The organism is Bacillota bacterium, assembly GCA_013178305.1.
Lineage (GTDB): Bacteria > Bacillota > Sulfobacillia > JABLXB01 > JABLXB01 > JABLXB01.
Genome location: JABLXB010000003.1, coordinates 267,493 through 280,177, shown reverse-complemented (window position 1 = coordinate 280,177; position 12,685 = coordinate 267,493). Strand labels below are relative to the sequence as shown.

Annotated in this window: 13 protein-coding genes and 1 riboswitch; all 13 genes read right to left on the bottom strand. The window is 62.7% G+C overall.

What is annotated here, in order from left to right:
- Position 1: 1 nt before the first annotated feature.
- Positions 2-937, bottom strand: coding sequence for a type II secretion system F family protein (locus HPY55_09010; protein NPV70768.1), 936 nt, complete (start codon positions 935-937; stop codon positions 2-4).
- Between the two features lie 77 nt (positions 938-1,014).
- On the bottom strand, positions 1,015-2,085 hold the full coding sequence (locus HPY55_09005) for a secretion system protein (GenBank protein ID NPV70767.1): 1,071 nt from the start codon (positions 2,083-2,085) through the stop codon (positions 1,015-1,017).
- Entirely contained in the window at positions 2,058-3,485 is a 1,428-nt protein-coding gene (locus HPY55_09000) for a CpaF family protein (protein NPV70766.1), read from the bottom strand. The genes HPY55_09005 and HPY55_09000 overlap by 28 nt, the downstream gene beginning before the upstream one ends.
- Positions 3,486-3,503: 18 nt before the next feature.
- Positions 3,504-4,772 carry a response regulator gene (locus tag HPY55_08995; GenBank protein ID NPV70765.1) on the bottom strand — a complete coding sequence of 423 codons (1,269 nt, stop codon included), beginning with the start codon at positions 4,770-4,772 and terminating at the stop codon, positions 3,504-3,506.
- A gap of 46 nt (positions 4,773-4,818) precedes the next feature.
- The gene (cpaB, locus tag HPY55_08990) at positions 4,819-5,526 is read right to left on the bottom strand and encodes a Flp pilus assembly protein CpaB (GenBank protein ID NPV70764.1); all 708 of its coding nucleotides are present in this window, start codon (positions 5,524-5,526) and stop codon (positions 4,819-4,821) included.
- Positions 5,527-5,538: 12 nt separating this feature from the next.
- Positions 5,539-6,495, bottom strand: coding sequence for a pilus assembly protein (locus HPY55_08985; protein ID NPV70763.1), 957 nt, complete (start codon positions 6,493-6,495; stop codon positions 5,539-5,541).
- Positions 6,496-6,506: 11 nt separating this feature from the next.
- On the bottom strand, positions 6,507-6,968 hold the full coding sequence (locus HPY55_08980) for a pilus assembly protein (GenBank protein NPV70762.1): 462 nt from the start codon (positions 6,966-6,968) through the stop codon (positions 6,507-6,509).
- A 182-nt stretch (positions 6,969-7,150) separates the two neighbouring features.
- On the bottom strand, positions 7,151-7,444 hold the full coding sequence (locus HPY55_08975) for a Flp family type IVb pilin (GenBank protein ID NPV70761.1): 294 nt from the start codon (positions 7,442-7,444) through the stop codon (positions 7,151-7,153).
- Between the two features lie 13 nt (positions 7,445-7,457).
- Positions 7,458-7,545, bottom strand: a riboswitch (cyclic di-GMP riboswitch).
- A 111-nt stretch (positions 7,546-7,656) separates the two neighbouring features.
- Positions 7,657-8,325: a response regulator transcription factor gene (locus HPY55_08970; protein ID NPV70760.1), complete on the bottom strand. Its 669-nt coding sequence runs from the start codon at positions 8,323-8,325 to the stop codon at positions 7,657-7,659.
- Between the two features lie 46 nt (positions 8,326-8,371).
- Entirely contained in the window at positions 8,372-9,526 is a 1,155-nt protein-coding gene (locus HPY55_08965; GenBank protein NPV70759.1) for a sensor histidine kinase, read from the bottom strand.
- Positions 9,523-10,722, bottom strand: coding sequence for a M20 family metallopeptidase (locus HPY55_08960; protein ID NPV70758.1), 1,200 nt, complete (start codon positions 10,720-10,722; stop codon positions 9,523-9,525). Before HPY55_08960 ends, HPY55_08965 begins: the two co-directional genes overlap by 4 nt.
- A gap of 173 nt (positions 10,723-10,895) precedes the next feature.
- Positions 10,896-11,378 (bottom strand): prepilin peptidase, encoded by a 483-nt coding sequence (locus tag HPY55_08955; protein NPV70757.1) that lies wholly within the window; start codon positions 11,376-11,378, stop codon positions 10,896-10,898.
- An 89-nt stretch (positions 11,379-11,467) separates the two neighbouring features.
- Positions 11,468-12,514, bottom strand: a complete 1,047-nt coding sequence (locus tag HPY55_08950) for a type IV pilus twitching motility protein PilT (protein ID NPV70756.1) — start codon at positions 12,512-12,514, stop codon at positions 11,468-11,470.
- Positions 12,515-12,685 lie beyond the last annotated feature (171 nt).

The window sequence follows — 12,685 nt, the reverse complement described above, 5'->3', positions numbered from 1 at the left end:
GTCACCTGAACTTGCCGAGGAGCGGCAGGACGTGGATAACGATAGGCCCGAGCAACACGACGAATATGGTGGGGAAAACGAACAACACGAGGGGGAACAGCATCTTTATCGGGGTCTGCATCGCCTGTTCCTCCGCGCGCTGCTTCCGGCGGATGCGCATCTGATCCGACTGAACGCGCAGGACGCGGGCGAGGCTCACGCCGAGCTGCTCCGCCTGCACGATTGAGGCCACAAAGGTCTTGAGGTCGTCAATGTCGATCCTGTCGGACATCGACCTGAGCGCGTCTACCCTGGATTTGCCGAGGCGGACTTCCTTCAGGAACTCGCGGAACTCGTTGGAGACGGGGCCTTTGAACCTCTCCGAGACCTTCTGCATCGCGCCGTCGAACCCGAGGCCCGCCTCGACCGATACAGTGAGCAGGTCCAAAACGTCCGGGAGCGCGGCGCGGATGGTGGACTTGCGCGACGAAATCAGCCTGCTCAAGTAGAAGTCCGGGAGGATGTAGCCGAGAACGCCGAGGCAGGCTGCCGCGGTAACCCCGCGGTACACCATGGAGGCAGGCCGCGCCGCGGCGATTATCGCCATGTATCCCAGCGGCATGGTGGCTGCGAACAGCACCTTCAGCGCGAACAGCCTGCCGGCCTCGAATGGCTTGCCGGCCTTCTCCAGCCTCTCGGCCATGCGCCGCCTGATTCCGCCCGGCGCCCAACGCAGTACCGCGGCGTACATTAAGTCGAGGACCGGCGCGACCACGCGCTGCCGGAAAGGCAGCGCTGTCTCTGCGCGCTCGCGCGGGTCGAGCATCTGCTCCCTGTCACCCGCCCTCAGGCTCTCGAGTCGTTGTCTCACCGACTCAGCCTCGTCCGAGGGGCACAGCGCCCAGTATACGAGGGAGAACGCTGAAGCGAAGGACAGTACCGTAATCGCGACGACCATTTCGCTATCGCACCCCGATTCACACACACCTGCGTGAGCCGCCCGCCACATACGGCGCTACGCAGCCCCACGCCAGGTCATACCCTTATGTTGACTATCCTCCGCACTATCATGATGCCGGTAGCCTGCATGATGACAGCCACGATCAGCATGGCTCTCCCCAGGGGGTGGCGGAAGAAAGGCTCCATGTATTCCCTGTTCATCAGCGTGAGGATAACGCACAGGGCGAACGGCAGCAGCGCTATCACGATCCCCGACATCCGCCCTTGCGCGGTCAGCGCCCGCACCTCGCCCAGGATCCTGATTCGATCGCGTATCGTGTACGCTATCTTGTCCAGCACCTCAGCGAGGTTGCCGCCGACTTCCCTCTGGATGAGCACCGCCGTCACCATCAGATCGAGGTCGTCGCTCTGGACGCGATTCATCAGGCTGCCTAGTGACTCCTCGAGTGGCACGTTGAGGCCTGCCTCTTGCACCACCCTGCCGAACTCGGCCGATATCGGCTTCGGCATTTCCTTCGCCACAACATCCAGCGACTGCAGCAGCGAGTAGCCGGACCTCAGCGAGTTCGCCACCATCGTCAACCCATCCGGCAACTGGCCGTTGAACTGTTTCACCCTGCGCGACTGCCGCCGCCCGAGCCAGAACACCGGAAACCAGAGGCCCGGCACCCCGAACACGACCGCGCCGAACGCGCCCAACCACACAAGCCCCATCAGACCGGAGGCTATCGCGGAAGCGGCGCAGGCTACGAGGAACTCCCCCGCCTTGAGGTTCACATCCGCCCGCTCCAGGGCAAGGGTGAGGCTCCTGTCCAGTGAGTTCCGCTCGAGGAACCTGTTGACTACTCGGAGCCCTTTCCTACCAGCAAGCGCCAGACGGACGACGCCGCGCCGAGTGCCGGCGACGCCACCTTCCTCATCCTCTTCCTCCGCGGGTCGGGACGCCTCCTTTCGGCGTGCGATCTCCTCCACGCGCGCCTTGACCGCCGCGTTGTCCCAGCCGGCAAGGGCGATGAGGTTTCTGAAGCCTATCGCCAGCAACACGAATACCGCAGCCGACACCAGGGTTGAGACGGGCCTGGCCTGACTGTCGCCAAGATAGCGGGCAAAGATGTTTGCTAAATCCTGTATTTGGGCGGGACCCATTTCAGCGCCGTAGCCCCCTTCGACAGGATGTCCTCGGGCCTGACGGCCTCCTCCTCGACGTCCGGATGGAAAAGGTCCGGGCTCAGCTTGATGCCGGCCGTTTCTATCCGGTCCACAAACCTCGGCCTGATGCCCGTGGGAACGAACTTTCCAGCCACACCGGCCTCGCGGCTGTATCCCGTCTGCTTGAACTCGAAGATGCTCTGGAGGACGATGACGTCTCCCTCCATGCCCTGGACCTCGACGATATCAGTAATCTTCCTGCTCCCGTCCTTCATCCTCGATTGGTGCACTATCAGGTCGATTGCCGACGCGATCTGCTCGCGAATCGCCTTCACGGGGAGGTCCACCCCCGCCATCAACACCATGGTTTCAAGTCTGGACAGCATGTCCCTTGGGCTGTTCGCGTGGCCCGTAGTGAGGCTGCCGTCGTGGCCGGTGTTCATCGCCTGGAGCATGTCCAGCGCCTCGCCGCCACGCACCTCGCCCACGACGATCCTGTCCGGCCTCATCCTGAGCGCGTTCCTTACAAGGTGACGTATGGTGATCTCGCCTTTTCCCTCTATGTTCGGCGGGCGCGTTTCGAGCGAGACCACGTGATCCTGCCGGAGCTGGAGTTCCGCAGCATCCTCAATTGTTATGATCCGCTCGTCGTCGGGGATGAGCGACGACAGCACGTTCAGTGTGGTCGTTTTGCCGCTGCCGGTGCCGCCTGAGACCACGACGTTCAATCTAGCCTTGACGCAGGCATCGAGGAACTCCGCCATCTTCTTTGTAAGGGTCCCGAGGCGCATCAGGTCCTCGATCATCAGGGGTTTAGCGGCGAACTTACGAATCGTAAGGCAAGGGCCGTGTACGGCGAGCGGCGGGATTATCGCGTTGACGCGAGACCCGTCGGGAAGCCTGGCGTCCACCATCGGGCAGGACTCGTCTATGCGGCGGCCCAGGGGCGCGACTATCTTCTCGATGAGCAGCATCACGTCCCTGTCGTCGGCGAACTCAACAGTCGTGGATTCGATTTTCCCGCGCCTTTCGACGTAGACCTCGCGGGCCGCGTTAACCATTATCTCGTCCACCTCGGCGTCCTCGAGCAGCACCTGGATCGGGCCGTACCCCACTATTTCGGCAAACAACCCCTCGGCGACGGTCTCGCGATCCAGTGGCTGCACAGACTGCTCGTCCTCGAGCAACTCGAGTATCTTCTGTTTGATCTCGGCCTTCTCTTTCTCTGGTATCTCGGCCGAGGACACGAGGGCTCTGGCGTCGATTACATTGATGAGCTTACTCTGGATCTTCGTCTTCAGGCCGGCGTACTGCTCCGGGACCCTCTCGACGGTCAGGCCGTCACCTGCGAGCCCCGCTGTTTCATCTCTGACCTTGATCCTGCTGTATAGCGACATGGCTCCGTCTCCCCCGCGTTACCTGAAAGAACCGGACCCCATCCCGAAAAAGCCCCTTCGACCCTCGCGCACGGGCGCCACAACTGGGATGGGAGGAGCATCGGTTGAAGCCGGCGAAGCATCGCCCGCCTTCATGAGGGCGCCGGCCATCGTCGTGAAGCACGCCGCGATGGGCGCCTTGGTCCGCCTCGCCGTGAACGGCTGGCCGCAATTCGCAGCCCAAACGGCCGTCTGCCCATCACTTGGAATGTGGAAAGCGACCGGGAAGTCGAGGCTCCTCGATACGTCCTCCGCAGGTATGGCCGCCGATCCCCCCGACCTGTTCAGGACGAGCTGGATCTTTTCTCTCGGGAATTCGAGCTTCTCGACGAGGGTATCGAGGCACTTCGCGGTGTTCTGGAGAGACGGGATGTCCGGCGTCGTGACAAGGAGCACGCAGTCGGATTTCTCGAGCGCCACAAGCGTGGCTTCCCTGAACGACGACGGGGTGTCGACGACCACGTAAGCGAATCGCGACCTTACCAGGTCGAGAATCTCCCCAACGTAGTTCCTCTCGGGGACTTTCCTGGAATCGCCGTCAACGAGCGCAGCCTGCTCAGGCAACGGCGGGGCTGACAGCACGAACAGGTTCGGCACGTTCGGGACACGCGCGAGAACCCTGTCCACCGTCTCGCGGCGTATCTCCCCGGTCGTCTGGCACAGGTTCACGATGCTCGCGTGCGGGCGGATCCCGAACATTACGGCCTGGCAGCCGAATTCGAGGTCGAGATCGACGACCGCGACCTCGGCTTGCGAGGACCGTGCCAACGCGACGGCCAGGTTCGTGGCGACCGTGGTCTTACCTACCCCGCCCTTGGTACTGAAAACCGTCAGTAGGGCCGGCCCCGTCCCCGCCGAGAAGTGGCCGGCTGGCTCTGCTCCGGCGGATGCGTTCCGGACTGCCTGCACCAGCTCGCCGGTCGTGAACGGTTTCATGAGGTAATCCCTGGCGCCGGCCTGCATCGCCTTCCTGAAGTACTCCTTATCCCCTTCGACCGAGATGACGACCACGCTCGTGGAGCACGACTTCAGCATCTCCGACGTCGCGCGGATCCCGTCCATCCTCGGAAGGTTTATGTCCATCAGAACCAGGTCGGGCTTCACGTCATTTGCGACCCGGAGGGCTTCAAGGCCATCGCCCGCCTCCCCGACAACGGATATCCAGGGTTCGGTCTCGAGCATTGCCTTGATACTCTGCCTGGTCTGCTCGGCATCGTCGACAACCACGACCCTGATCTGCGTCCGCAACGCGCGCACCCCCTGCTGCTCACGTTCTAAATCTCCTGGGAAACTCTCACCTGCTAAACCTGTCGGCGTTGACTTCGTATTCACCCTTCTGCGAGCCGTCGTTAGGCGCCCGCAGCGCCAGCTTCAGCGCGCCATTCTTCTCGCCGAACCCGATCAGGACGGCTTGCTCGGGTGAAACACACAGAGTCACCGATGTGTAACCCTTCAGATCGCGCACCGGCGATTCCCGTACCTGCATCGACTGCACAACGGCCAGGACAGGCACGTCCTCGGCGATCAGCCGCGTCCTGTCCTTCGCGGCAACCTCCTTCTGGAAGGTGCAAATTATGTCCACCCTGTCGCCCGGTTCCACGAGCCCCGCGACCCCCGAGACCTCGTTCACGGGAATCGCGATGGCTCTCTTGCCCGCCGGCACGTGGTAGGCGAGTCCCGACTTCTGATCCTTGGACGCGAGCTTGCTGCGGTACAGGATCTCGCCCTGCGCCAGCGGGACCGTCGTCATCCTGCCGATCGCTTCCTCGACCGACGCCACGAATGCCGGGTCGGCGAATTCCTGCGGCAACGACTTCGTGGTCAGCATTTCCCGTGTCAGCGCGGTCTTCGGTGGAACAGCCTGACTCGCGGCGACGACCGTGACCACCTTTGCCAGCTTCTTGTTGGCTTCCATCGACGACAGGTACGAATAGGCGGCGAAACTGGCACCCAGCGCGATCAGCAAAGGCAGGACAACCAGCCGCAGGAAACGCACCCTCATCTCAGCCCCTCCTTAGCTACCTGGCGGCAGGAACCGGACGGACCTGAGGCCGGTGTCCATCGCCTGCTCCGAAAACTCCCCCGGCATCAGGAGCTTCATGAACCTTCCGCGGATTTTGGACGTCACACACCTTTCCTCAAGGAAGAACGCCCCAAACCCGATCACGCGGACCTTGTCCCGCCCATTGCAGCCGGTGAACGGCGTCACTATCGGGACGATGAGCATCCTCGGCGAATCGGAATCCACTGTTTCGAATGTCGCGCACGGGTCGGCGTCGTACCTCTCGCGAATTCCCTGCTTCGTAGGGCCCGACATGTTGCCTGGCTCGGTGTCTATCTCATCACCGACCCGGATGATCCCATCATATCCGTCGATGATATTGTGCCTGTAGTTGCAAGCGCCTGTCCCGCCCAGGGCGATCGCGTGGAAATTGCCGCAGTTGGCGCCGGACGCCCCGCCGTCGAGTTTGATGTCATACGTCTGGCCGTAGGCGAACGCCTGCGTCTCGACCCCGAACGGCTGACAGCCGGTCGCCGAACTCGTGTTGCCAACTTGAATAGCGCTCCGCGCCCCAACATCCACATTGTTAACGTTGAGCACCCGCGCGAACGTCATGTCTACCGGGTTCGACAGGCTGACACTGACCCTGCTGTTGCTGTGTGTGATCGAGATCGTGGCCGTCGCGGGGTCGACGCCGTTCCTCTGCAGGTAAAGCCTCGCGGCCGCCTCAGCCGCGACGGGGTCATACGGAAGATCCTGAGAAGCTGCCAACGCCGCGGCATCGGAAATGTCGACGAGTTTCTGGCGGACTGTGAACATGCGGCCCGCGTCGATCGAAATGGCTGCGAAACCCATCACCGCGGTGGTTGCCAGAGCGGCCAGTACGAGGACCGATCCCCTTTCATTCTCGAGACCGTCACCGCCAAGCCGCCCGTGAAGAACGGTGGTGAACCAGGTGAATCCCTTCACGCGTTTCACCCCTACTCCATTCTCATGTCGAGAGCACTCTGCAACGTAACGCTGTTTCCCACTATCGCCGATATCAGCGGCGTCAGAAATGTGTGCGTGTACTGCACTGTCACCGTCAGAGGCTGCCCGCGTTCGCGGGACCAGGGCGCCGGCGCGACACTCACGTTAACCAGGGCAGGCGAAAGCGGCACAGCGGCCGCCCGCACCCTGTCGGTGATCTCGGAGTCCGTGGCGCCGGTGATCCCGAGCCTGACCCCCTCGCGCGCTGCGTGCTGAACGGTGACAAACGCGTTAATCAGTAAGCCAAACTCCATCACCCCGACCAGCACGAGCAGGAACACCGGCAGGACCAGGCCCATTTCAACCATCGCGGTCCCTCGCTCGTCCCGTACAGGACGCCACGTATGCGTGCCCCGGGCGAGCCTGAGCTCGAGGCGGTACAGCATTGAACGGTGAATGTCGGCATGCCTCACGATGACTCGCCCCCTTTTGCAAGGCCGGCGGGTGTTGGTCCACATCCCGAAACTGGGATGAATAAGCCTGGAGGGGCAGCCCGCCGGATATTCCCCTCCAGGCTTTTGGTGGAGGAACACCCGGGCTTAGCCGCACATTGGGGGGGTGCTGGGGCAAAGCCCGGATTTCCGCTTACACTGAGTTACGGGGTCAAGGTGCCTTGGATAGTGGTGGATATGCGGGTGAACAACTGGCCGATGTCGGTGCCCATCGTTCCGAGCACACCGATGACTACGATCGACACCAACGCGATGATTAAACCGTACTCGACCATGCCCTGACCCTTCTCGTCCCTGACCAGCCTCTTGAGCGCCAGATACAGCGATGTCACGGTTCCGCCTCCTTTACTGGAGATTTCACCCTGGCAACCTGCGCCGTACACCGTGGTGGAACTTAAATCGGCTTCCCGGTCGGGAAGCCGTCGAGGGTGAGTCATCTAACCTTCGTCGTTCGGCAGCCCGGCCACCCTGGCCCTTGCGGGCGTTAGGTCCGTTGGTTTTGCGCCCCCGCCTTTCGGCGGGTTTGCCCTTTCGCGGCGTTGGTTGTCTAGGTCTTGTGATTCCAGTCTAGCAGAGGCGAAACCCTGTTACATGGAGCGCGAGTCTCAATTATCTAGGACTAAAGTCCCAGGAGTAGGCGTCAGTTCAATCAAACCGCCGTCCTTCGACCCACCACCCTAGCCCCGAGCCCGTGCTTCAGCCCGTAAAGGGCGGCCTGCGTCCTGTCGTCTACGCCGATCTTCCCGAAGATATTGCTCAGGTGGTTCTTTACCGTCTTCTCGGATATGAACAGCCTGTCCGAGATCTCGCGGTTTGAGAAGCCTTGCGAGACGAGGTCGAGTACCTCAACCTCGCGCTTGGTCAACGCATCCAGTGCGGCGCACTTGTCGCCGTAGTACCGCGAGAACCCTTTCAGGAGTTTTGGGGCGACCGCCGGGTGGACGTACGTCTTGCCCTCGGCCGCGGCCCGCACGGCCTTCACCAGTTCCGACGGGTCGACGTCCTTCATGACGTACGCGGACACTCCGACCTTGGCCGCCTCGAGGACGTACTCGTCGTCGTCGAAGACGGTCAGTATGACGACGGCGGCCTCGGGGAACTCCTGCCTTATAGTGGAGGCCGCGGCAAGCCCGTTCATGTCGGGCATGCTTATATCAAGAATGACTACGTCCGGGGACAGCGACCTGGTCTTCTCTACAGCCTCGGTCCCGTTGGAAGCCTCGCCTACGATGCAAATCCCCGTCTCCTTCTCCAGCACCTGGACCAGCCCACGCCTCATGAGCGCGTGGTCATCTGCGACAAGCACCTTTAAGGCCACTATCCTCACCTCCCCGCGACTGCATATGGTCCCGTAAACCGGCGGCTCACGATGCGGCCGCCTCCTCCAGCGGCAGGTTAACCGTAATCTTCGTGCCGCCCCCGGGCCGTGACCTTACCGTCAGCTTTCCGCCGAACATCTCCACTCGTTCCTTCATACCTATCAGCCCGAACCTCTCTCCCTTCGCGAGGTCGACCGCGGCGGGGTCAAATCCGACGCCCTCGTCGCGGATGACCATCCTGAGACTCCCGCTGGCGATCTCGACCTTCACCCACACCTCGCTGGTGCGGGCGTGCTTTGCGACATTGACCAGCGATTCCTGGATCAGGCGGTATATGGCTACCTCAATAGTCGAGGGTAGCCGCCGCTCGTCTCCCAGGACGGTGAGCGTTACTCTCACACCTGTACGCTCCTCGAAGGCTTGCACATATGTCCTGATCGCCGGGAACAACCCGAGATCGTCGAGCGCCATGGGCCGCAGGTCGAATATGATCTTCCGGACGTCCTGGAGGCTCGCCCTCACTATGGTCTTGAGGTCCCCCACCTCCGCCCTGGCCTTGCTCGGCTCGCTGTCCAGCGCCTTCTCGCACAGCTCGAGCCGCATCGCCAGGCTGGCCAGCACCTGTGCGGGGCCGTCGTGGATCTCCCGCGCGACGCGACGCCGCTCTTCCTCCTGTGCGCGGATCACGCTTACCGCGAGTTCCTGGCGCTTTCGCCACCCCTGCACGTGCGACGACAGGGCCTTCAGGTCCCCGGTGAGGTAGTCCATCACGACGCCGACCCTGGACACCAGGTCTTCGGCGTGGGTGACCATCGACTTGAGCGTCCGCATCCTCCGCTGCAGGTCATCCCTTTTCTCGCGGAGCTGTACCTCCTTTTCGCGAGAGAGTGCGAGATCTACCTGGATGCGCGCCGCCTTATCATAAGCGTCCCGTATCTCGTCCTCCGTGTGCTCGTGAAAGTCGCGGCTGACCACCATGAGCCAATAGCGGGCCGCCCTGTCTTCTTTCTCGAGACGGTCCACCGTCTGAATCTGCCGAGCGGCCTCCGCCTCGGTATTCCCGAGTTCCTTCTTGACATGGTTAAACTCGGCCCTTGCCATCTCGGAAATGTGAAACATCTGGTCGCGCGACTTCTGGATCACTTCGACCGTCTTGTTCAGTATCGAATCGAGAACACGCAGGTCGGTTTCGTTTGTCATCTTCTCACCAGCGCCTCGAACTCGCCCTTAACCCTTTTGAGGAGTTCCTCGTCTTCCACCAGGTCGATGACGGTCATCGCCAGGGCCTTGGCCCCGAGCAGGAGACCCTGGTGACCCTCGCGTGTCAGTGTGGCCCTCCCGAATTCGCGGGTGTGGCCCGCGACCCCGCGCGGGCAGGTCGCCACGTAGGCGTGAAGCGCGGGCGCGACGTGACTGACGTTCCCCATATCGGTCGAGCCTATCCCGGAGTCGTCAGGTTCGTCGACCGTTGCGCCCAGGTACCTGAGGTTTCTTATGAAAGCCCCTGCGAGCGTCTGATTGGTTACGAGTTCCTCGTAGGTCGGTGATGTGTAACCTATCTCCGCCTCGCAATCCGCTGAAAACGCGGCCCCGCGTATGCACTCGCGCACTTTGCGTTCCCACTCCGAAAGGCGGAGTGAATCGCTCGCGCGGACGTAGACCCTTATTTCGCACGCGCCGGGAGCGTCCTCGCCGTGCACAGCCACGGCGCTCGCTCGTTTCAGGATGCCATGGATCATGACGTCTCTTTGGAACTGCTGCCTGAGCGCGTTCATCCCGTTGAACGCAAGCAGCGCCGCGGACTGCGGGTCGGAACCGCTGAATATCACCTTCAGAGCTACCCGGGCGGCAGAACTGCTGACAACCACGAACCTGGACGCGGGATGGACCATCATGGCGGCGTCCACCGCGTCGAATTCACCGTTGCGGACCAGCACGACCTTTCCACCGGCGCCGTCCACCGCGCCTTCCTCAGCGGGGCACCCGAGAACGAGGACGGAACCCTTGAGCTCGGGTAGGACCGCGGATAGGGCGGCCGCCGCGCCGCAGGCAGCGACGCCGATCGCGTTGTGCCCACAACCGTGGCCGATCTCGGGGAGGGCGTCATACTCCGCGAGTAGCGCTACCACCGGCCCCTGCGCGCGGCCCGTCGCGACCGCGCGGAATGAGGTCTCGAGGCCGGCAATTCTGTGGTCGACCGTGAATCCGTGCGCCGAGAGGAACTCGGTCAGCCACCTGCTCGCTTTGTGCTCGGCATAGCCGAGCTCGGGATTGTGGTATATCCTGTCGCTGAGATCGAACAGCGCCGGAGCCAGCGCGTCTGCTTTCTTGATCGCCCGTTGCTTGAGGGTTTCGATCCTGTAGCTTGCCTTCCCGGCGTCTGTCGTTACAGACATCCTCCGGCCACCCCCCGTATATTGGTTCGCAGCAAGTCACGAAGATGTGAGTAGACGGCTGCGGAGACAAGAAAAAACCCATCACCCCTTGTATCGTCGCCGCCGGCGCTGCAGGTTATGGGCCATTCGACCGGCGCGAATACCGCGCCGCGTCGCCCCAGCCGTCCCGGACGTCAGCCGCGAATCCACCGCGCAAGGTACCACGCGAGCACTCTGTTCCCGAGGATGAGCCCCAGGAGAGCGCCAGCGGCAAGGAATGGCCCAAACGGGATGAAGTCTTTCCTGCCCTTGACCCGCAGCGCGAGCAACAAGAGCCCGGCCACGGCCACAAGTATGAATGAGAAGAACATGGCTGTGAGCACGCGCGGCCACCCGAGGAAACCCCCGATTACCAGGGATACCTTGACGTCTCCCATGCCCATCGCCCCCCGTCCCAGCAACGCGACGAGGAACATGAGGCCGCCCGCCGCCGCCATTCCCGCAAGCGATTGGCCGAGGGGCAGCGCGCGGGCGGCGACGGAGGCCGCCAGCAGGAGTATCCCGGCAGCGACAAGACGATTAGGTATGGTGTGAGTGCGTATGTCGACGGCGGACACGACCACCAGCATCACGACAAATGCGGCATACGATGCCGCGGCCGGAAGCGACACGTTCAAGCGTGCACCCTCCCCTCGGGACGGGTGAACCGGGGTGTACCCCCGGTCCGGGTCGTCCGCTGTGATGCGTTGAGACTCGAGAAAGTGGCTCAGAGGTCCCGTTGCGGGTCAATACCAGAACGGGCCTTGAACTCCTCCATGCTGATGAGATGCTTCTCGTAAAGATCCCTGAGCGACTGCTCCATGGTCCTCATCCCGTACTTCGCGCCGGTCTGGATCGCGGAGTACAGCTGGTGCGTCCGCCCCTCTCTAATCAGGTTCCTGACGGCGGGCGTCCCCGTCATGATCTCGGAGGCAACGATTCGCCCGGGCTTGTCCATCCTGGGGACGAGCTGCTGCACCACGATCCCGGCGAGGGCCGAGGCGAGTTGCACCCTGACCTGCTGCTGCTGGTGGGGCGGGAACACATCTATGATCCTCTCCACCGCCTGAGCGGCGCTCGTCGTGTGCAGCGAAGCGAGCACAAGGTGCCCGGTCTCGGCGGCGGTGAGCGCAAGCCTGACGCACTCCAGATCGCGCACCTCGCCGACGAGAATGACGTCGGGGTCCTGCCTCAGCGCGGCGCCCAGCCCCTCTTCGAACGAGGGCGTGTCGGCGCCGACTTCTCGCTGGTTGACGACGCTGCGATTGTGTTTGTGAAGGTACTCTATGGGGTCTTCGAGCGTGATCACGTGGCATGTCTTGTTCTCGTTTATCAGGTTCACCATTCCGGCAAGCGTGGAGGATTTTCCGCTCCCCGCGGGTCCCGCCACGATTACAAGGCCTGAAGGCTTCATGGCCAGTTCCGCCACGACCAGCGGGAGCGATAACTCGCCAAGAGAAGGCACCTTCGGCCACAGGATGCGCACCGACAGCGCCGTGGACCCTCGCTGCTTGAAGGCATTCACCCTGAACCTCCCGACTCCGGGGAGACTGTACGAGAAGTCCACCTGCCCGTGCGAGAGCAGCGCCTCCCTGTCCCTGGGAGTCGCCAACCTCGAGAAGGCGTCGTCTATCTCCGCGCAGCCCAGGGGGGGTGACTCGTCGCGGACGACCTCGCCGAAAACCCTGTACACCGGCGGAGACTCGGCACTGAGGTGAAGGTCGGAAGCGTGTTTCGCAACCGCGGAGTTCAGCAACGCGTCGATGTCCACGATCCCTGCACCCCGTTTCGTGGCCTGGCGGCCTGGCAGCGCTCAGTCATCGTAAAACAGCGCGAGCAACGCCAGTAAGATCATCGGCGGCGCGGCGCCGCCAGTTAACAGGGAGCGCTACCAGCAGGTGGAATTCGACAGTAGGTGGTGTGATCCTCCAGGAAGCCGCCGCGA

Coding starts and splice junctions, on each gene's coding strand:
- HPY55_09010 (NPV70768.1), bottom strand. CDS start 937: ATGGTCGTCGCGATTACGGTACTGTCCTTCGCTTCAGCGTTCTCCCTC.
- HPY55_09005 (NPV70767.1), bottom strand. CDS start 2,085: ATGGGTCCCGCCCAAATACAGGATTTAGCAAACATCTTTGCCCGCTAT.
- HPY55_09000 (NPV70766.1), bottom strand. CDS start 3,485: ATGTCGCTATACAGCAGGATCAAGGTCAGAGATGAAACAGCGGGGCTC.
- cpaB (NPV70764.1), bottom strand. CDS start 5,526: ATGAGGGTGCGTTTCCTGCGGCTGGTTGTCCTGCCTTTGCTGATCGCG.
- HPY55_08975 (NPV70761.1), bottom strand. CDS start 7,444: ATGACTCACCCTCGACGGCTTCCCGACCGGGAAGCCGATTTAAGTTCC.
- HPY55_08965 (NPV70759.1), bottom strand. CDS start 9,526: ATGACAAACGAAACCGACCTGCGTGTTCTCGATTCGATACTGAACAAG.
- HPY55_08960 (NPV70758.1), bottom strand. CDS start 10,722: ATGTCTGTAACGACAGACGCCGGGAAGGCAAGCTACAGGATCGAAACC.